Here is an 18,936-nt window from a genome sequence, read left to right as displayed (position 1 = left end):
AATGGGAAAGCAGGCAATGGCCCAGGCTGCTCAAGGTTCGGCACCTGACATTGCAGGGAAAATATTGCGAATCCTATCGTTCGCGGATAAGCTTTAAGTGAATGGCCATTATGTTTAGCTTCTGATGGGCTTATGCCATGCAGATTTTGAAATGCTCGTGCGAAAGAATCTGGTGAGTGATAACCGTATTTTATGGCCATATCAATCACCTTTACGCTGCTGTCTTTAAGTTCAAAAGCTGCAAGAGTAAGACGTCTGCGACGAATATATTCCGATAATGAAATACCTGTAAGGAAGGAAAACATCCTTTTAAAATGATATTCAGAGCAGAAAGCAAGCCTTGCTGCTTCTTTAAAATCAATATCGTTCGTGAGGTTTTCTTCAATATACGTTAATGCGCTATTCATCCTTTTAAGCGAATCCATTTATTTGACCTCCTTTAACAAAAGAATAACAGGAGCGAAATGTATCTGCCCGACATTTCGTGCACAGTTTTGCAGGATAACTTATATGTAATAAATTAAGTAATTCACCTGTATTTGTACAGATAAAGAAAACACCTCATAACTGCTTGGGGTTGCATAAGATGAAAGAAAGTTATCATTGTTTTATATTGAAAAAAATAGAAAAAGCCGAGTTTTCTTGTTGGAGGGGTTTACTATCAATCAATTGAAAGTTGCTTACGCAGAGGTAGATAAAAAATTTTAGTTATGTCGAGAACGGTGTTCACCTTCACTGCTTGTTCAATTAGAGGAAGTGATTCTTCCTTAAGGGAGATCACTTTTTCTTATTCGACGAAAGCAGCAGTTCAGCGGAAGATGGAGAAATATCAGTTGACTTACTTGAATACTGAATAGGTGTAAAGTGGTTATTCATACGGATTGAAAAAGAAGAACACGCAGCAGATTCACTTGCTCTTGTTTGGGGCAAGTGTTGACAACCCTATACTGGTTTAATTAAAAAGGAGTATAAAACCTGTATCAATGGTGTTACTAGATATCTGCGACACAGGTTTTATATGTAGGTAACTAATATTCTGATATATGTAACATTGCATTTTTTATTATGCAATAGTTCACTCTATTTCTGCTTTCAATTTTTCGAACCACTCTAAATTAACCAAGTGATGTGAACGGGAATTTTCGTTCATACGGCGAAAGTAATTGATTGTGCCGGGAATTTCTTGAGTGATGGACAGGTATTCGTCAAGGAGCTCGATTCGAGTTTTAGTCTGATCGATTTGTGATTGGATCAGATCCAGTAATTTATTTTTGTCGAATTCATCGGCAAAGAGTAACGCCCCATAAAATTGCAGGTTCACATATTCCGATTTGGTGCCGTATTTGATCATTAATTTTTCGAATTCTGCCCTTCCCGAATCTGTGACTTTAAAGTTACGGATTTCACGCGCGCCGGTTGAGGGTTTCTGCTGAATCTGTTCAATCAAACACTTTTCTTCAAGTTGCTGCAGATTGTAATAAAATGAACCTTTCGTGAAGTTAACGATGTACTTGTAATGACGTTTTTCCATTAAGGCCAGAAGTTCATAGCCGTGAGCTCCGGGGTTTTGGATGAGCAAGCCAAGGATAAGTAAGGGAATCATGGTTTCATCACCTTCGCCATCCGCGCCTCAAATTCCGCGTACGTGATTTTACCCGAAGCCAAATCCATACTATGAAGGTAGATCTGTTCTGTTTTAGAATAGTCACCATTCACTTTCAGTGATTGCTCCTCTCCCGAAATGGGTTTCAGGATATGGTGCTTTTTCGAAAAAGCCTCGAAATAGCGGTAACCGAATTTGCGTTGTGAAGCTGCGTCTAAATGAATGCCATCAGGATTCGCAGTCAAACCTGCTGCAGTAACAAAATAACAATTCTCTTGTTCATCAGCAAAACGCAGCAATTGTTCATTAACCTGTCGAAATTCAGTCGCGTGCTGTCCAAAACCAGTCTTCCCAAGAAAGTCACCAAGCCCTCCAATAATCAACGGTACCTCATCTAATTCCAACTCGTTTCTTAGCGTCCCGATGATAAGAGTTAATTTCTCGTAATAAGTTTCATGCAGCGAACGATAACTGTCACTCTCACCTTGATGCCAAAGAATTCCGCAAATTTGACTGGACTGGAGGGCGAAGCGGGCTTCGGACAAAGCATGCTGAAAAAGGATGCCTTCCGGATGCCAGTCATTCAATGAACTGCCACCTTCCGCACAAGGGACCAAGCCAATTTCTTCATCGGGATGAGCTTTCGACCATGCATCTGCAAAAGATGCCGCCAGGCCAACGCCGGAAACCGGACGGTCGTAATTAATCGGCTCTGTCATCATCTGCCACTGTCCATTGCGCAGCATTTTTATTTTTTCATTATAAATAGGGTCTACTTCATTCAAAAATCCACGGCCTGCCATATTCGACTGCCCTAACATTAAAAAAGACTTTATCATCTAATTTTTTCACTTCTTTACATCAATATTTTAGTCTAATTAGACTATAGTCCATTCAGCTTGTCTTGTAAAGTTTCAACTAGGTTTTATTTTTATTATTAGTATGTATGAAAAACAAACTAACATTGAACATTTGGTGGATGTATTTGAGAATTAGCAAGTTCTTTTGCTTTAGGTCTTGATAAACAATGAAAAAACAACAAAAACCCTGTGATGTAAGGGTTCCTATGAGGTTCAAAATCATTTTTCATAGGAAATACATTCAATGATGAGGGGGTATAAAGGGGGGCTGTGTTGAAGGGGTTAAATATCAATAAAAAATTATTAAAAAGGTTAACGATTGTACCAATTCTATTCATTTGTTATGTTTTATTTCTAAATCCTGAAGTTATACTTGAAGAGCAATGTCCTAAAATGCAGAAAAAGCCGGGATGTCAGATCCGGCTTTTCGCTCACTTTCCCTTCTTCTTCCGCTTCTCCTTCTCCGCCCGATAAAACTCATGAAACATCTTCATCAATGCGCGTTTTTCAATCCGCGACACATAACTCCTTGAAATGCCGAGCTCCTTTGCGATCTCGCGCTGCGTTTTTTCTTTTTTTAAATCAAGCCCGAAGCGGCCGACGATGACTTCTTTTTCGCGGTCGTCTAAAATATCGATATATTTTTTGACCTTTTCAAGTTCCATGTTGAGCTGAATGGTGTCGATCACATCTTCGCTTTCCGACTTGAGGACATCGATCAGGCTTATTTCATTCCCTTCTTTATCCTGGCCGATCGGATCATGAAGGGAGACGTCTTTTTTCGTTTTTTTCAATGCGCGCAGATGCATTAAAATCTCATTTTCAATACATCGTGCAGCATATGTGGCAAGCTTCGTGCCTTTTCCGGCTGAGTAGCTTTCAATTCCTTTAATCAGCCCGATTGTACCGATGGAGATCAGATCTTCTGCGTCCTCTCCCGTGTTTTCGAATTTTTTCACAATATGGGCGACTAAACGGAGATTGTGTTCGATCAGCATGTTGCGGGCGTGTTCATCTCCTTCAGCCATAAGGTCTAAGTATTTTTTCTCCTCACTATTTGAGAGCGGTTGTGGAAAGGCATTATTTTTCACGTATGATACTAAAAACACGAGTTCTTTCACAATAAACCCGAGCGCTGCAAAAACACCTGTCACCATCCTCACCTCCACAAAGTTATGTAGGCAAAAGCCTATATGTAACTGTATGTGGCAGTCAGGCTGTTTGTGTCTGTACAGGGAAATTAATCAAAGGCAGGTTTTATTTCTTACAGCCTCTTGATTTTTGCTGATTGAGCCTGTATATTGTTAAAAAAAGTAAGGGTGAAAACAATATAACCGAAAAGCGCTGAAGAGACGAGTAGACAGATATCATTCATGACAGAGAGCTCCGGGAGCTGTGAAGGAGTATGAATGGATGTGTTGAAACAAACCTCTTAGCTTCGCATCGGAATCATGCAACACGAGGATGATGCGGCGGATACTCCTGTTACCGAGTAAGCTTTGTACCCGGCTTAGGCCGGCACCAAACCGAATTGAGGTGGCATAGCGGGCTGTTTCCCGTCCTCAAGACTTTATTGTCTTGAGGGCGTTTTTTATTTTTAAGGGAGGGATAAGATGAAAAACCTGAAGTCTTGGCGGTACCTGATGCTTCTGTTAACCGGAATCGGGATAGCAAATATTGGTGAATGGATTTATTTTTTGTCTCTTAATCTTATTGTTTTAAAAGAAACGGGGTCTGCTTTTGCGGTTTCCATCCTTTATTTAATCAGGCCTGCGGCTGTTTTGATGACAAATGGGTGGGCGGGCAGCATCATCGACCGGTGTAACAAACGGAATATGATGATGTCGCTTGATTTCATCCGGGCTGCATTCATTGCCGTTCTGCCGCTGATGTTTACTGTACGGTCTTTGTTTTCCGTTTATTGTATCGTGTTTTTGATTCAAATGGCCAATGCGATGTTTCGTCCGTGTTCCATGGCGTATGTGACGATGCTTATTCCGGCTGAAAGGAGAAAACGATTCAATTCACTAAGGGCTTTGTCGGAATCAGGGGCTTTTCTCCTCGGGCCGGCTGCGGCCGGGCTGCTTTTTATCGCCGGCACGCCGATTTTTGCGATTTGGGTGAATGCGGGGGCTTTAGTGCTGTCCGGTTTCATCACGATGATGCTGCCGAACCTTGAAAATGAGCCTCACGTACATTCTCCCAGACAGAAGCTTTCTTTGGCAGTGTGCAAAGAAGATTGGAAGCTCGTCTATCGCTTCAGCCGAACGGCGCGAAACGTCATGATCATTTATTTTTTATTCAGTCTGGTCATGACCGTTATGCCATCAGCGCTTGATTCGCTTGAAGCCGCTTTTGCAAAAGAGGTTCTTCAGCTGACTGATGCCGATTACGGTTTTCTCGTCAGTGTCTCAGGGGCAGGCATTATCGCGGGGGCGCTTGTCAATGTGTTCTTTAATAAAAAAATGCCGGCTTCTTTATTGATGGGAATGGGCTCTTTATTCACAGCGGCCGGATATATGATTTATGCGTTTTCTGACGTTTTTTGGACGGCTGCTTTCGGATTTTTCCTTCTCGCTTTTTTTCTGGCGTTTGCCAATACAGGCATTCTGACGTTTTATCAAAAGAATGTTCCGGTGGACATCATGGGGAGAGTGGGGAGCTTTTATTCATTAATCGAAGCCGTCTTCGTTATAGTAGTAACGGCGGTATTCGGAGCGGCTTCTGTCAGTTCTTCTGTCCGCGGCATCGTCATCGCAGGCGCTGCTGTTATGCTGGCGTTGGCAGCCGTTTTATGCTCGTTCTTATTTGCGGCCGCAAAAAGGAGGACTCCTGATGTATTTCAAGCGGATCAATTTAAACAAACATAAAGAGACGGCCGTTTCATTTCGTGAGGATTCGTTTTTCGCCAGCTTTGGCACGGCGGATCATTTTAATAAGGATGAATATCTCAGGTGGCTGTCATCCCAAATCAAATTCCCGACGGTTTTATGCCGCTTTTTCATAACGGGCAGCCGATCGGACAGCTTGAAGCTTCCATCAAATTTTACCGCAGCCAAAAAATCGGTTATGTGCACCTTTACTATATGACTGAGAAGCAGAGGGGAAGGGGGTGCGGAACGAAACTGCATCAATACGCGAATCAGTTTTTCAGAGCGAACGGTGTTTCGGAATATCACCTGAGAGTTTCGCCGGGCAATGAAGAGGCTCTGTCATTTTACAGAAAGAAAAACATGGAAGTGATCGGTTCAGAATGTAACGGAAAAGTTCTCAGAATGAGAGGAGCCGTACCGCCGGAATAGGGGGCGGTACGCGCTTCATTTTTTCGTTGTTTTTAAAAGGCCGGGAAACTTCTTATAAATGACCGCCATTAAGACGAGCATATACATTCCGTAAATCCCGAAAGACAGCAGTTTGTTGCTTGTAAATGAAGCGCCTGCGACGGTCACGATCACAATGTTCGGAATTTTGCCGAGCACCGACGCAGAAAAAAAGATCGGCCATCGGATATTACTCAGCCCGCAGACGGTATTCATGGCAAGCGACGGTATAATCGGAATCAGCCGCCCGAAAAGCACCGCCGTAAACGCGTGCTGATGAAATGAATCTTCATATTGGGCCGCTGCCGGGTAAGCCAGCAGCTTTTTTCTGGCCCAGTCTCTGAATCCGTACCGGACGAGAAAAAACAATGCCATTGTTCCGAGCATCGCGCCTGACAATGTAATCCACACCCCGTTTACAATCCCGAAAACCGCTCCGTTTAAGGCCGCGATAATGGCGAATGGAACGATCGGAAAAAATACGTCAGCTGCGACCAGAAGGATACTCATAAGCACGGCGTACATGCCGCCCGCGCGAATCATGCTGAGCCAGACGTCTTTTTGCATAAAGCCGATCATCACGACAGCAATGATGACGGCAAGACTGAATCCCTTTTTTATCATCTGCACGTTCACCTCTTTTCAATTAGTATACAGCACAAATCTATCTCCTTCTATTAAAATAAGCTGTCCGATAAGCGTACTTGTTTATCAGCATTTGCCGTTTGATGAGAAACGGCTGGCACCCGGATTTGGACAAAAACAAGCGGGAAGCGGGTGATGTGCATCATTTGATGCAGAGAATGATTTTTTATAAAAGGGGACACGTTAACAGTAGTGTTTACTGGAGGTGTAAACGTTGAGATGCTTTCATCTGATCATCATGATATGCGTCCTCACGAGTCTCACTGCCGTGTCCGCCGAGGCGAAATCTTTAAAAAGAAGTGACATGGAGAAGACGGGAAACGTGTACTGGGATATAAGGTCTGAAAAAAAGAAACTATCTTTAACCTTCGATGACGGCCCCCATCCTGTCTATACGGAGGCTGTGTTAGACGTGTTGAAACAGCACAATGTTAAAGCAACCTTTTTTTGTGTCGGGAGCCGTATAGACAAATACCCCATAACGGCAAAACGCATCGTTGAAGAAGGGCATGAAATCGGCAACCATACGATGAACCATGTTTATTTTCACCGACTGAAACGCAAAGACATTTTACAAGAGCTTCACAGCTCAGCGCATCATATTACATCGCTGCAGCCGGAAGGGGACAAGTTATTCCGCCCGCCGGGAGGGTCGCTGAATCATACGGCTTTCAAAAGCATCTTAAAAGAGGGCTATCATATCATCATGTGGTCATGGAACCAAGATCCGAGGGACTGGAAAAGGCCCGGGAAAGGAAAAATCGTCAGGCACGTTGTTTCACATGCCAGAGATGGAGATATCGTTCTTCTGCATGACGGCGGAGGAAACCGGCGCCAGACGGTTGAGGCTTTGAAAGAAATCATTCCCAAGCTGAAAAAGCAGGGCTACACGTTTGTTAAGGTTTCGGATTTGATCGGACAGGATTCCGGCCCTTTTCATATCCAGTAAAGAGAGCGCCGCGTTGAAAGCCGCCAAAGAGATGTGTACCATAGGAGGTAAGGTTTGGGGGGAGAGAAAATGAAGTTTGCTGTTCTTTTTATTACGATAATCTGTCTGTTATCAGGATGCGCCGCGGGCAAAGAAAAAAGTGTTGTCGCGTTCGGCGACAGCAATACGCGCGGTTCCAACTGGGATTATCGTGATTATCCGAAGGCGCAGCAGTGGGTAAACATTTTAAAAACAGCGGAACGCGGCCGTCTTACAGTTATAAATGCGGGAATAGGCGGCCAGACGACTGAGGATGCGCGCCTGCGTTTTCAAAGCGACGTGCTGGACCGTAAGCCCCAATATTTATTTATCATGTTCGGAACAAATGATGCGGGCATTTTGACGGGCGATCAGCCGCGGGTATCAAAGAAACGGTTTAAAGAAAACCTGACTTATTTCATAAACGAAAGCAGAAATCACGGCATAAAGCCGATTTTAATGACGTGCATCCCGGTTATAGAAGGAAACGGAACGCATCATCTCTATTACTATGCGAGATATAAAGCCTCAGCCTTTAAAGAAAAAGGCGGCGCGAGAAAATGGCATAATTCCTATAACGGCGTTACGAGGCAGGTTGCAGCTGAGTTGAAAGTGCCGCTGGTGGATAACTGGAAACACTTTATACGCGCGGACGGCGGCAAAGATACAGACCGGGCGCTGATCCAATCCGGACTGATAGATCCCTCCGGAAATCATATGACGCCAAAAGGCGCCAGAATCTTAATTGAAGGCATAAAAAATGGGCGGGTTTTGGAACGCTGACGCCGTCAGCTGCCTAAACCGTTTTGCTTCTGCTTCATAGGCTGTAGAAAAAACATCTTTTTGGAGGCGATTGCTATGAACCGCGGTTTCCCTCCGCAATATCCTGTATGCCCGCCTCCTCGGGTGAATGCGGGGTACTGGTACGCATTTTTTGTTGTGCTGCTCGTCGTCATTCTCGTCCTGGGCGGTCTGTATTGGTTCAATATATAGCAGCCGTCCTCTTAAACACCTCTATTTTAGGGGTGTTTTTTGTTGAAAGTGGTAGTAATGCGCATAACCGAAGTGATATAATATCAGTCATCTGAGTAAAAAAAGGAAATTCGCCCGGGAATTTTTTTCTGTTTAAGAAGAAACGGAAATAATGTGTCCGAGCGATCTTCTTTTGATTTCGTTTTCAATTAACTCGATAAATTCACGGCTCAAATTCATTTCATTGGCTTTGAAATAAGATTCTATTAGTAATTCATCAGAAAGCTTTCTCATGCCGGGGACCCAATTAATGGGAGTGGCACCTCCTTATAATTGTAATCAATCATCAGACGCAAGCATATGATGGAAGGTTGCGTTTCAATCATGGTGAGGTTATCTTTAATCTACCATGAAATACAAATAAGAACAATCGTTCTGTTATCCACACTCGTAAGTGGATAACTTGTTAGTATCTTGTTTATAATCTGGATAAATCCGGATGTAATAAGAGTGGATAATGTGTGTAATTTTATCCACAACTGGTGAAGAAACCCAATTTTTGTCGAAATTTTTTTACTGAGTCCGACTTTGTTTTTAAATCTGACAGGTTTCGACATATAGATGATAGAAAGAAAAGGAAGGGTGCGGGTTTTGTTAAAAAAGTTTTTTTTACCTGACGAATTTGTGAAAAATATATTTCATATCACACCGGAAAAGCTCAAAGAACGCAATGTGAAAGGGATTATTACAGACCTTGACAACACGCTTGTGGAGTGGGACAGACCGAGTGCGACACCTCGATTAATCGAGTGGTTTGAAGAAATGAAGGAGCACGGCATTAAAGTCACGATCGTCTCCAATAATAATGAACGAAGAGTGAAATTATTCTCGGAGCCGCTTGGCATACCGTTTATTTATAAGGCAAGAAAACCGATGGGACGCGCCTTTAAAAGAGCCGTCAGCAGCATGGATCTGAAAAAAGAAGACTGTGTGGTCATCGGCGATCAGCTGCTTACTGATGTTCTCGGCGGAAACAGAAACGGGTATCATACGATCCTCGTCGTGCCTGTCGCTTCCTCTGACGGAGTCATGACGCGCTTTAACCGCCGGATTGAACGGAGAATATTGAGTTCTTTGAAACGTAAAGGCCATATTCAGTGGGAGGATTAGAAATGGAAAAGGTTGTTTGCATCGGCTGCGGAGTAACGATCCAGACCGAGGATAAACAAGGTCTCGGATACGCGCCAAAGGCATCGCTCACGAAAGAGAATGTCATCTGCCAGCGCTGCTTCAGACTGAAAAATTACAATGAAATTCAAGATGTTTCATTAACGGATGATGACTTTTTAAATATCTTGCACACAATCGGCGATACTGACTCTCTTATTGTCAAAGTCGTTGATATTTTTGATTTTAACGGAAGCTGGATAAACGGGCTGAACCGCTTTGTCGGCGGTAATCCGATCATTCTTGTCGGTAATAAGGCCGATATCCTGCCGAAATCCGTAAAACGGGAACGGCTCGTTCAATGGATGAAACGCGAAGCGAAAGAATACGGCTTAAAACCCCTTGATGTCTTTTTAATCAGCGCTTCCCGCGGACAAGGGATGAAGGAAGTCATTGACGCCATTGAACATTACCGCGAAGGGCGCGATGTGTATGTGGTGGGCTGTACCAATGTCGGCAAATCCACATTTATCAACCGGATTATTAAAGAGGTCTCAGGGGAAGAGAATATTATTACCACCTCTCAATTTCCGGGCACGACGCTTGACGCGATTGAAATCCCGCTCGATGACGGATCTGCGCTTTACGATACGCCGGGAATCATTAACCATCACCAGATGGCGCATTACGTGGACAAGCGTGACTTAAAGGTGCTGACACCGAAAAAAGAACTGAAGCCGCGCACTTTTCAGCTGAATGAAAAACAAACGCTTTATTTCGGCGGGCTTGCCCGGTTTGACTATGTATCAGGCGATAAAACGGCGTTTGTCTGCTATATGCCGAATGAATTGATGATTCACAGAACAAAGCTTGAAAATGCTGATGCCTTATACGAAAAGCATGCGGGAGAACTGCTTACCCCGCCCGGAAAAGATCATTTGGATGAATTTCCGGAGCTTACGCCCCACACGTTTACGATTAAAGAAGGAAAGACGGATATCGTTTTTTCCGGTCTCGGCTGGGTCACGGTGCAGCAAGCAGATAAAAAAATAACGGCATACGCTCCGAAAGGCGTACACGTATTTGTCCGCCGTTCATTAATATAGAGAGAAGGGGAGAGGGAGCATGAAACAATTGTACGGAGTAATCGGTAATCCGATCGGGCATTCAATGTCACCCGATATTCATAACGCGGCTTTGCAAGATAAGAACATCAACGGGCAGTATTTTGCGTTTCAGGTGGAACCTCATCATCTCAAGGACGCCGTTAACGGAATCAAGGCGCTTGGCATCTGCGGAGTGAACGTCACAGTCCCGCATAAAGTCGCGATCATGGAGCATCTGGATGAAATACATGAAAGCGCGAAAGTACTCGGGGCCGTAAATACCGTCAAAAGAGAGGGAGACAGGCTCATCGGGTATAATACTGACGGAGATGGGTTTTATAAATCCTTAGTCAAAGTATTGGACAAACCGATATCAGAGCTCTCCATCCTCATGATTGGGGCGGGAGGAGCGGCAAGAGCGATTTTTACGACGATCGTCCGCGGAGAGCCGAAACAATTTGACGTTTGCAACCGCACGCCGGAAAAAGCGGAAAGCCTGATTGCGGCTGCTCCCTCTTTTCAGCAGAAACGCGCCCTTACTTTAAAAGAAGCTGAAAATCAGCTTGAACAATATGACGTCATTATTCATACAACATCTGTCGGCATGTATCCGAAAACGGATGCCGTGCCGCTCTCATTGGAACGGGCCAAAACGGGCGCCATCGTTTGTGATATCGTATACAACCCGATTCAAACGGCGTTCTTAAAAGAAGCTGAAAAAAGAGGTTTAACAACCCTTGACGGTGTCGGCATGTTTGTGGAACAGGCCGCACTGTCTTTCAAGCTGTGGACGGAACAAGAGCCTGACAGCGGCTTAATGAGAGCGATTGTTGAAGGAAAACTAGGAGGAACACAATGTTAACAGGAAAACAAAAACGGTTTTTGCGTTCAAAAGCGCATCATTTAACGCCTATTTTTCAAGTGGGAAAAGGCGGAGTCAACGAAAACATGGTGAAACAGATTGCCGAGGCTTTAGAAGCAAGAGAGCTGATTAAAGTCAGCGTGCTTCAAAACTGCGAAGACGATAAAAATGATGTCGCAGAAGCCCTTGTGAAAGGCACCCGCTCACAATTGGTGCAGACGATCGGAAATACGATCGTACTGTATAAGGAATCAAAGGAAAATAAACAAATCGAGCTTCCGTAAGGTGGTTGACATGAAGAAAATCGGAATATTCGGGGGCACATTTGACCCTCCGCACAACGGACATCTTCTGATGGCTAATGAAGTCCTTCATCAGGCGGAGCTCGATGAGATTTGGTTTATGCCCAATAAAATCCCTCCGCATAAGCAGAATGAAGACTTTACAGACAGCCGGCACCGGGTGGAGATGCTGAAGCTTGCCATCAGCTCTAATTCCGGCTTTAAGCTTGAGCTTGCGGAAATGGACCGGAAAGGCCCTTCTTATACCTATGATACCGTCCGTTTACTGAAGGAGCGGCACCCGAACGACAAGCTTTTCTTTATTATCGGGGCGGATATGATTGAATATCTGCCGAAATGGTACAAACTGGACGAACTGCTCACGCTCATTCAATTTATCGGAGTGCGGCGCCCGGGGTATCATATTGAGACCCCGTACCCGCTGCTTTTTGCCGACGTTCCGGAATTTGACGTTTCGTCAACGATGCTGAGAGAACGTCTCAAAGCAAAAAAGCCGACGCAATACTTAATGCCGGATAAAGTGAGGCAGTATATAGAGGAGAATGATTTATATGAATCGTGAGGAAGCACTTGCCTGCGTCAAAGAACAGCTGACCGAGCATCGCTACATCCACACAATCGGCGTGACAGATACGGCGGTTATTCTCGCAGGCCGGTTCGGAGCAGACCCGAAAAAAGCAGAAATGGCTGCTATTTTTCATGATTATGCGAAATTCCGGCCGAAAGAAGAAATGAAGCAGATCATCGTGCGGGAAAAAATGCCGGCTGAGCTCTTGGATTACAATGCCGAGCTGTGGCATGCCCCTGTGGGAGCGTATCTGGCTGAGAAAGAAGCGGGGATCACTGATCCTGAGATCTTGGATGCAATCCGCTATCACACGTCAGGGCGTCCCGGAATGACCCTTTTAGACAAAGTCATTTACGTTGCGGATTACATTGAACCCGGACGCCATTTCCCAGGAGTGGAAGAGGTGCGCCGTCTGGCGGAAACAGATCTGAACGAAGCGCTCATACAAGCAATGAAAAATACAATGATATTTCTGATGAAAAAAAACCAGCCGGTCTTTCCGGAGACGTTTGCAACCTATAATTGGCTGGTGTCTCAAAATTGACAGGAGGAATTTAAAGAATGAATCAAGCTTCCGTATTAAAAATCGCGGCAAAAGCATGCGACGATAAACGTGCAGAAGATATTTTAGCGCTGGACATGGAAGGAATCTCACTTATAGCGGATTACTTTTTAATCTGCCACGGGAATTCTGATAAGCAGGTTCAGGCAATTGCGCGTGAAATTAAAGATCAGGCAGAAGAAAACGGCATTGATGTCAAAAAGATGGAAGGGTTTGATGAGGCCCGCTGGATTTTAGTTGATCTCGGCGACGTCATTGTCCACGTTTTCCATAAAGATGAAAGAAGCTACTACAATCTTGAAAAGCTATGGGGCGACGCGCCGCTCGCAGAGCTTGAACTCGGCTTGAACTCATGATTTACCAAGGCTTCGCCGGCGTATATGACGAGTTAATGTCACATGCGCCGTATGATGAATGGGCGGGCTGGATCGAAGCGTCTCTTCCGGAAAAGGGAAGGGTGCTTGATCTTGCCTGCGGAACCGGAGAAATATCCATCAGGCTTGCTGAAAAAGGCTGCGAAGTCACGGGGATTGATTTGAGTGAAGATATGCTGAGCTGTGCCCAGCAGAAAAAAACGGGAAAGCCGATTCTTTTTCTCCAGCAGGATATGAGAGAGCTTTCCGGTTTTGAAGAACAGTTTGATGCCGTTGTCATCTGCTGTGATTCCCTAAATTACTTAAAAACGAAAAATGATGTCTTAAGCACCTTCAAAAGTGTTTTTCAAGTTTTGAAGGAGGGCGGCCTGCTTCTGTTTGACGTCCATTCCCCATTTAAAATGACGGAGCTTTTTCCGGACAGCACCCATGCGGATCAGGATGAGCAGATCAGCTATATCTGGCAAAGCTTTGCCGGCGATGAAGAGCTTTCTGTCATCCATGATATGTCTTTTTTCGTATGGAACGGACAATCTTATGACCGCTATGACGAGACGCATGAGCAAAAAACATTTTACATTGAAGAATATGAACAAATGCTTGCAGAGACAGGGTTTGAACTGAAGAAAGTGACGGCCGATTTTACAGACCGGCCTCCTTCAACAGAGTCTGAACGTCTTTTCTTCACGGCAGGCAAACCAAAAACCATCGTTTAAACGGAACGATGGTTTTTAAAATGCATTTTTTGCGATTGGCGAGATAAAGCACTTTATGGCATACTCAGTTACACGTGAAATTGCTTCTTCACTAACGATATATCTTCATCGTATTTGTCATGTGTACGCTGAAAGACACGGTTGAACATATCCTGAACACCGCTTTCGAGAGCCTTCAGTCCTTCCCCGGTGACGCCGCCTTTTACGCATACTTTTTCCTGCAAGGCGGGAAGCGTGTAATGCCCTGTTTCCAGAAGCTTTCCGAGACCGACAAGCATTTCCGTCGACATAATCACGGCTTCTTCTTTGGTGATGTCCGTTTCTTCCACTGCCGCGTCAATAAAGCGCTGAACGAGATAACTCATAAAAGCGGGCCCGCAGCTGACAATGTCTGACGCCGCTCTTGTAATGCCGCTGCTGATTTCTACAGGTTTTGAAATATGAGTGAACAGCGTTTGAATATCCGCTTTTGCAGCCTCGCTGCAGCTTTTGCCGAACGTAACAAGCGAGACGCCGGCCAAGGCGCGGTTCGTAATGCTCGGAATGACGCGGGCCGTCTGACACGGAACCGTATGTTCAATCTGATCCGTCTGAACGGGACTGGTAATGGAGATTAAAATGTGATCTTTCCGTAAATGCGGTGTGAGTTTCTTCAGCAAAGGATATATATCCAGCGGTTTTACACAAATGAATATTATTTCATTATCCTGTACGAGCTTTTCCTGATCCTCGGTGACATGGATGCCGCTGAAACGTTCTTTTAGTTTTAATGCTTTTTCGATTGTTCTGTTTGTGATGGTGATATGTGAGGGATCGGCAGCGTTTGATTCGATAAACGATTCAATCAGGATCGTTCCCATGTTTCCGGTGCCGATAAAGCCTATTTTCAATGAATTCCCCTCCTTTTTCCCTTAATCCTCTAAACCTTATGCGGGGAGGCAATGCAATATGACGAAAGCGATGATGACGGAGCGGCTGCGGCGGAACCTGAAAATTCTGGGCGCTTGTCTTGCGGCAGGGGCGGCTTTTATCTGTATTTGGCTGTTTCGTTCTGACAAGGAAGAGCCGGTCAAACAGCAGTCCGTGCTCGGCCAAACAGCCTCAACATCCGTCGCGGACAAAAAAGACACCGCAGCCGACAAGATTATGATTGATGTGAAAGGCGCGGTCCGAAATCCCGGCGTATATGAAATGAAAGCGGGAGACAGGGTGACGCAAGCCATTGAAAAAGCCGGCGGCCTGAAGAAAAAGGCGGATGAATTGAATGTTAATTTAGCAGAGCAGCTGCAGGACGGGACGATTGTTTATATTCCGAGTGAAGGCGAAGAGGAGAATCGCCCGAAAACAGCGGCGGGTGAAAAGGAGAATGCAGCTGTCAATATCAATACGGCATCTCTGGACGAACTTCAGGCAATTTCCGGGGTGGGGCAGAAAAAAGCGGAAGCGATTATCGCCTACCGAGAAGAAAACGGACGGTTTCAGACTGCTGAAGATTTGATGAATGTATCAGGCTTTGGAGAGAAGTCATTTGAGCGGATAAAAACTTCCATTACGGTAAAGTGAATTGACGGTTTTGCTTAAATCTATGTAAACTTAGAAAAGCAACAAGACTTTTTGGAGGGAACACTTGTGGAACGAATCTCATGGAATCAATATTTTATGGCGCAAAGCCATTTGCTGGCGCTGAGAAGCACATGCCCGAGACTGTCAGTCGGGGCAACCGTAGTCAGAGACAAGCGGATGATTGCCGGCGGATACAACGGCTCAATCGCCGGCGGCGTCCATTGCGCTGATGAAGGATGCCTTTTAATAGATAATCATTGCCAGCGGACCATACATGCAGAGATGAATGCGATTCTGCAATGTTCTAAGTTCGGTGTTCCGACGGAGGGTGCCGAAATTTATGTGACGCATTATCCTTGTATTCAATGCTGTAAATCAATTATCCAGGCAGGCATCAAAACGGTTTATTATGCGGAAGATTACAAAACACAGCCTTATGCAAAAGAGCTGTTCAGCCAAGCCGGAGTCAAGGTGGAGCAGGTCGAACTTGATGAAATGATCATCGATCTGAAAAACCGCGAAAAATTGTCTTTTGTAGCAGGTCTGATTCAGCAATTATCTGATGCGGGGGTTAAGGCAGATGAACTGAAAAAAATTCATGAACAGGCCAATGAGCTGTTTACCAGTTACGTATAAATGAAATATAAATACCTTCTTCTGCCTCTGGCGGCGGTTTCTGCAACTGCGGGAATTGCCGCCGCTCATGTCTTCTGGGTTCTGCTCCTTTTTCTTCTGTATCTTCTCTTTATCATTGTAAAAACAAAGCAGCATGCTCCGGTTATCGTCTGCCTCGTTTCTTTTTGTCTTTATTTCTTTCTTTATACGGTTTGTGACGCTGCGAATGTAACGCGGTATCAGGCCGGCAGTTTTACTGAACAGGCCGTCATCACTAATATTCCGAAGGTTGACGGAGCGAAAATGTCAGCCGTTATCCGTACACATGACAAGGAAAAATGGGCGGCTTCGTACAAAATCCGGTCTCTTGAGGAAAAGAGACTCATTGAACAGCTTGAACCGGGGATGCGCTGCACGTTTACAGGCTCTCTGGAACAGCCTGCACATGCGACGGTTCCCGGAGGTTTTGATTATAAGGAATATCTTCACTCTCAGCAGATTCACTGGTTATTTTCCGTGACTTCCATTCAGCAGTGTGAAAAATCCAAACAGCCGCTGTTTAAACTGCTGAACATCAGAAAAAATTTGATTTCGATCATTCGGAATCACGTGCCTGAATCTTCCGCCGGAATTGTTGAAGCGCTGACCTTAGGTGAAAGATTTTCTATAGAGGACGATATACTGAGTGCATATCAAAATTTGGGAGTCGTTCATTTAATGGCGATTTCCGGAATGCATGTCGGTCTTATTACGGCGGGATTATTTTATGCTCTGATCAGAATCGGGCTGGCAAGAGAAAAAGCAGGAATTTTGCTGCTGCTGTTTTTGCCGGTGTATACACTGCTGAGCGGTGCCGCCCCATCCGTATTGCGCGCATCCCTCATGCTGGGATTTTATATCGCCGGAACTCTTGTTAAACGCGGCATTCATTCCTCTGTTGCATTGTCCCTGTCTTATCTGCTGCTCCTGCTGTTTAATCCTTACTTCCTTTGGCAGGCGGGCTTCCAGCTTTCCTTTGCGGTAAGCGCCTCTTTAATTCTGTCATCCTCCATTTTAAAGAAAACAGGGGAAAGCAGACTTGCCGGGCTTGCGATGGCTTCATTGATTGCAGAGCTCAGCTCACTTCCGTTTCTTCTCTATCATTTTCAGCAGATTTCACTTGTCAGTTTTCCGATGAATATGGTGATGGTGCCTTTTTATACGTTATTTGTCATTCCGGTTTCTGTCATCGGTTTCCTTCTTCTTTTACTCTCAAGGCAGATGGGAGAATGTTTGTTTGGTATGTTTGACCTTGTGATGAAGCCTGTGCATGATTTCATTACATATGCGGCATCCGTTGATTTATTTACTATGATTGTGTCAAAGCCTGACTTTCTTTCCCTTCTTCTGCTTGCGGTTTCCGTTTTTACGCTTTTTGCGGCTTTGGAAAAGGGAGGTTTTTTAAAACTCAGGAAATCGGCTCTTTTTTTCTGCGCGGTTTTGGCTTATTTAATATGCCGTCCGTATTTCAGTCCATGGGGAGAAGCGGATATGCTTGATATCGGGCAGGGAGACTCACTGTTTATAAGCGCGCCGCACCGCAAAGGGACCGTAATGGTTGATACAGGGGGAGTGATTGCTTATCCCGGAGAATCATGGAAAGAAAAACGTCACCCGTATTCTATCGGCGAGAAGGTTTTGATTCCATTTTTAAACGGAAAAGGGGTGAAAAAGCTGGATGCACTGATTTTAACCCATGCGGATCAAGATCACATCGGGGAAGCCGGAGTGTTAATCAAAAATCATAGAGTCAAACGGTTAATTGTCCCCGTAGGATTCGTAAAAGAACCGAAAGATCAGAACATATTAAATATGGCGAAAGAAAACAACATTCCCGTTGCCGAAGCAAAGCGGGGCGACACCATTACAGCCGGGGATCTTCAGTTTCAGGTGCTGTCTCCGGAGTCGTCTGACGGAAGGAGTAAAAATGATTCGTCACTGGTGCTTTGGACGGTTTTTGGCGGAGTGAGCTGGCTTTTGACGGGAGATTTAGAATCGGACGGCGAAACAGAAGTGCTGAAAACGTATCCGAATCTGAAGGCTGATATATTGAAGGCGGGTCATCACGGCAGCAAAAGCTCAACGAGTGAAGCCTTTTTGAAGCAGCTTCAGCCGGAAGCAGCGCTGATTTCAGCAGGAAAAGAGAATCGATACCATCATCCGCATGAAGAAGTGCTGAATCGTTTGAAGGCGTACTCTGTCAATGTGCTTCGCACCGATATCAGCGGAACGATTCAATACAGATTTAAAAAAGGCGCCGGAACGTTTTCCGTCTTCCCTCCATATGATATAGAAGAAACCAGGGCGCAAGAAGTAAAAAAGACTGCCGATTGACAGCAGCCCGGAATGCGGCTAAGAGCCGATAAGATGGATGGCTGTTGCCATCACGAACAAAAAGGCGAAAAATCCGAAGGACACGACAAAACCGACAGCTGAGTCAACAGCATCATTTCGTTTGCTTTGAACGTTTTTTTCAAAATCATTCAATTTCATCCCTCCTGACTTCCCTAAGTATACTGGAATTGTTTTGAAAAATCTAGAAGTGATGGTAACGTTTTCTGTTCTTGTGATTATCGCCTTTTTACAAGCAGACCCGGGAGCTTGTGAATCAGGCGTTTATTATAAATGAGGAAGCTGTCCTTAAAGCTTCCTCTTTACTATTTGCCGAACTCAATTTAGGATAGAAGGGGATCAA

23 protein-coding genes, 2 pseudogenes and 1 other annotated feature are annotated in these 18,936 nt (G+C 44.8%); of the genes and pseudogenes, 17 read left to right on the top strand and 8 right to left on the bottom strand.

What is annotated here, in order from left to right:
- Positions 1-80 precede the first annotated feature (80 nt).
- From JNUCC21_RS13670 to sigK, 4 genes and pseudogenes are all read right to left on the bottom strand, one after another.
- A pseudogene (locus tag JNUCC21_RS13670) lies at positions 81-425 on the bottom strand (helix-turn-helix transcriptional regulator); the annotation flags it as partial.
- Positions 426-1,075: 650 nt separating this feature from the next.
- The gene (locus tag JNUCC21_RS13665; protein ID WP_072589393.1) at positions 1,076-1,603 is read right to left on the bottom strand and encodes a PadR family transcriptional regulator; all 528 of its coding nucleotides are present in this window, start codon (positions 1,601-1,603) and stop codon (positions 1,076-1,078) included.
- Positions 1,600-2,442 carry a sialate O-acetylesterase gene (locus tag JNUCC21_RS13660; RefSeq protein WP_069007156.1) on the bottom strand — a complete coding sequence of 281 codons (843 nt, stop codon included), beginning with the start codon at positions 2,440-2,442 and terminating at the stop codon, positions 1,600-1,602. The genes JNUCC21_RS13665 and JNUCC21_RS13660 overlap by 4 nt, the downstream gene beginning before the upstream one ends.
- 452 nt (positions 2,443-2,894) lie before the next feature.
- Positions 2,895-3,620: an RNA polymerase sporulation sigma factor SigK gene (gene sigK, locus JNUCC21_RS13655; protein WP_020956104.1), complete on the bottom strand. Its 726-nt coding sequence runs from the start codon at positions 3,618-3,620 to the stop codon at positions 2,895-2,897.
- 178 nt (positions 3,621-3,798) lie between these two features.
- Positions 3,799-4,030: a binding site (T-box leader), on the top strand.
- A gap of 46 nt (positions 4,031-4,076) precedes the next feature.
- Between sigK and JNUCC21_RS13650 the strand changes: the two genes are divergently transcribed.
- Both JNUCC21_RS13650 and JNUCC21_RS13645 read left to right on the top strand, forming a co-directional pair.
- On the top strand, positions 4,077-5,333 hold the full coding sequence (locus tag JNUCC21_RS13650) for an MFS transporter (RefSeq protein ID WP_072589390.1): 1,257 nt from the start codon (positions 4,077-4,079) through the stop codon (positions 5,331-5,333).
- Between the two features lie 84 nt (positions 5,334-5,417).
- Positions 5,418-5,765 carry a GNAT family N-acetyltransferase gene (locus JNUCC21_RS13645; RefSeq protein ID WP_369878217.1) on the top strand — a complete coding sequence of 116 codons (348 nt, stop codon included), beginning with the start codon at positions 5,418-5,420 and terminating at the stop codon, positions 5,763-5,765.
- A gap of 15 nt (positions 5,766-5,780) precedes the next feature.
- Here the strand turns inward: JNUCC21_RS13645 and JNUCC21_RS13640 are convergent, their stop codons facing one another.
- Entirely contained in the window at positions 5,781-6,407 is a 627-nt protein-coding gene (locus tag JNUCC21_RS13640) for a TVP38/TMEM64 family protein (protein WP_012118035.1), read from the bottom strand.
- A 235-nt stretch (positions 6,408-6,642) separates the two neighbouring features.
- Here JNUCC21_RS13640 and JNUCC21_RS13635 point away from each other — a divergent pair, with 235 nt between their 5' ends.
- From JNUCC21_RS13635 to JNUCC21_RS13625, 3 genes are all read left to right on the top strand, one after another.
- Complete coding sequence (locus JNUCC21_RS13635; protein WP_015240250.1) at positions 6,643-7,377, top strand: polysaccharide deacetylase family protein; 735 nt, start codon at positions 6,643-6,645, stop codon at positions 7,375-7,377.
- 69 nt (positions 7,378-7,446) lie between these two features.
- Positions 7,447-8,178 (top strand): SGNH/GDSL hydrolase family protein, encoded by a 732-nt coding sequence (locus JNUCC21_RS13630; RefSeq protein ID WP_043021686.1) that lies wholly within the window; start codon positions 7,447-7,449, stop codon positions 8,176-8,178.
- Between the two features lie 75 nt (positions 8,179-8,253).
- Positions 8,254-8,388: a hypothetical protein gene (locus JNUCC21_RS13625; RefSeq protein WP_003152848.1), complete on the top strand. Its 135-nt coding sequence runs from the start codon at positions 8,254-8,256 to the stop codon at positions 8,386-8,388.
- A 132-nt stretch (positions 8,389-8,520) separates the two neighbouring features.
- Here the strand turns inward: JNUCC21_RS13625 and JNUCC21_RS13620 are convergent, their stop codons facing one another.
- The gene (locus JNUCC21_RS13620; RefSeq protein WP_003152850.1) at positions 8,521-8,661 is read right to left on the bottom strand and encodes a sporulation histidine kinase inhibitor Sda; all 141 of its coding nucleotides are present in this window, start codon (positions 8,659-8,661) and stop codon (positions 8,521-8,523) included.
- Between the two features lie 357 nt (positions 8,662-9,018).
- Between JNUCC21_RS13620 and JNUCC21_RS13615 the strand changes: the two genes are divergently transcribed.
- Genes JNUCC21_RS13615 through JNUCC21_RS13580 form a run of 8 tightly spaced genes read left to right on the top strand, consistent with a single transcriptional unit; the run spans position 9,019 to position 14,024 of the window.
- Positions 9,019-9,537, top strand: coding sequence for a YqeG family HAD IIIA-type phosphatase (locus JNUCC21_RS13615; RefSeq protein WP_007408254.1), 519 nt, complete (start codon positions 9,019-9,021; stop codon positions 9,535-9,537).
- A 2-nt stretch (positions 9,538-9,539) separates the two neighbouring features.
- The gene (yqeH, locus tag JNUCC21_RS13610; RefSeq protein ID WP_007408255.1) at positions 9,540-10,640 is read left to right on the top strand and encodes a ribosome biogenesis GTPase YqeH; all 1,101 of its coding nucleotides are present in this window, start codon (positions 9,540-9,542) and stop codon (positions 10,638-10,640) included.
- 19 nt (positions 10,641-10,659) lie between these two features.
- Positions 10,660-11,502 (top strand): shikimate dehydrogenase, encoded by an 843-nt coding sequence (aroE, locus tag JNUCC21_RS13605; protein WP_059368084.1) that lies wholly within the window; start codon positions 10,660-10,662, stop codon positions 11,500-11,502.
- A complete protein-coding gene (yhbY, locus tag JNUCC21_RS13600) occupies positions 11,496-11,786 on the top strand; it encodes a ribosome assembly RNA-binding protein YhbY (RefSeq protein WP_007408257.1) in 291 nt (96 codons plus the stop codon). The genes aroE and yhbY overlap by 7 nt, the downstream gene beginning before the upstream one ends.
- Positions 11,787-11,796: 10 nt before the next feature.
- A complete protein-coding gene (locus tag JNUCC21_RS13595) occupies positions 11,797-12,366 on the top strand; it encodes a nicotinate-nucleotide adenylyltransferase (protein WP_007408258.1) in 570 nt (189 codons plus the stop codon).
- Positions 12,356-12,916 carry a bis(5'-nucleosyl)-tetraphosphatase (symmetrical) YqeK gene (gene yqeK, locus JNUCC21_RS13590; RefSeq protein WP_014418422.1) on the top strand — a complete coding sequence of 187 codons (561 nt, stop codon included), beginning with the start codon at positions 12,356-12,358 and terminating at the stop codon, positions 12,914-12,916. Before JNUCC21_RS13595 ends, yqeK begins: the two co-directional genes overlap by 11 nt.
- A gap of 17 nt (positions 12,917-12,933) precedes the next feature.
- On the top strand, positions 12,934-13,290 hold the full coding sequence (gene rsfS, locus JNUCC21_RS13585; protein WP_007408260.1) for a ribosome silencing factor: 357 nt from the start codon (positions 12,934-12,936) through the stop codon (positions 13,288-13,290).
- A complete protein-coding gene (locus JNUCC21_RS13580; RefSeq protein WP_015417856.1) occupies positions 13,287-14,024 on the top strand; it encodes a class I SAM-dependent methyltransferase in 738 nt (245 codons plus the stop codon). Before rsfS ends, JNUCC21_RS13580 begins: the two co-directional genes overlap by 4 nt.
- Positions 14,025-14,092: 68 nt before the next feature.
- Here JNUCC21_RS13580 and comER read toward each other — a convergent pair whose 3' ends face one another.
- Positions 14,093-14,914, bottom strand: a complete 822-nt coding sequence (gene comER, locus JNUCC21_RS13575; RefSeq protein WP_015240246.1) for a late competence protein ComER — start codon at positions 14,912-14,914, stop codon at positions 14,093-14,095.
- Positions 14,915-14,972: 58 nt separating this feature from the next.
- Between comER and JNUCC21_RS13570 the strand changes: the two genes are divergently transcribed.
- The 3 genes from JNUCC21_RS13570 (at position 14,973) to JNUCC21_RS13560 (ending at position 18,575) form a co-directional block, all read left to right on the top strand.
- On the top strand, positions 14,973-15,587 hold the full coding sequence (locus tag JNUCC21_RS13570) for a helix-hairpin-helix domain-containing protein (RefSeq protein ID WP_369878216.1): 615 nt from the start codon (positions 14,973-14,975) through the stop codon (positions 15,585-15,587).
- 66 nt (positions 15,588-15,653) lie between these two features.
- On the top strand, positions 15,654-16,223 hold the full coding sequence (locus JNUCC21_RS13565; RefSeq protein WP_003152868.1) for a ComE operon protein 2: 570 nt from the start codon (positions 15,654-15,656) through the stop codon (positions 16,221-16,223).
- Entirely contained in the window at positions 16,224-18,575 is a 2,352-nt protein-coding gene (locus JNUCC21_RS13560; protein WP_369878215.1) for a DNA internalization-related competence protein ComEC/Rec2, read from the top strand.
- 18 nt (positions 18,576-18,593) lie between these two features.
- Here JNUCC21_RS13560 and JNUCC21_RS13555 read toward each other — a convergent pair whose 3' ends face one another.
- Positions 18,594-18,728: a YqzM family protein gene (locus tag JNUCC21_RS13555; RefSeq protein ID WP_003152870.1), complete on the bottom strand. Its 135-nt coding sequence runs from the start codon at positions 18,726-18,728 to the stop codon at positions 18,594-18,596.
- 40 nt (positions 18,729-18,768) lie between these two features.
- Between JNUCC21_RS13555 and JNUCC21_RS13550 the strand changes: the two are divergent.
- A pseudogene (locus JNUCC21_RS13550) lies at positions 18,769-18,920 on the top strand (hypothetical protein).
- The last annotated feature ends 16 nt before the right edge of the window (positions 18,921-18,936 follow it).

The sequence above is a fragment of the Bacillus sp. JNUCC-21 genome, assembly GCF_041222765.1.
In the GTDB taxonomy this organism is placed as follows: domain Bacteria; phylum Bacillota; class Bacilli; order Bacillales; family Bacillaceae; genus Bacillus; species Bacillus velezensis.
Note: the sequence above shows the minus strand (reverse complement) of the source record. Positions and strands in the feature narration are given on the sequence as shown.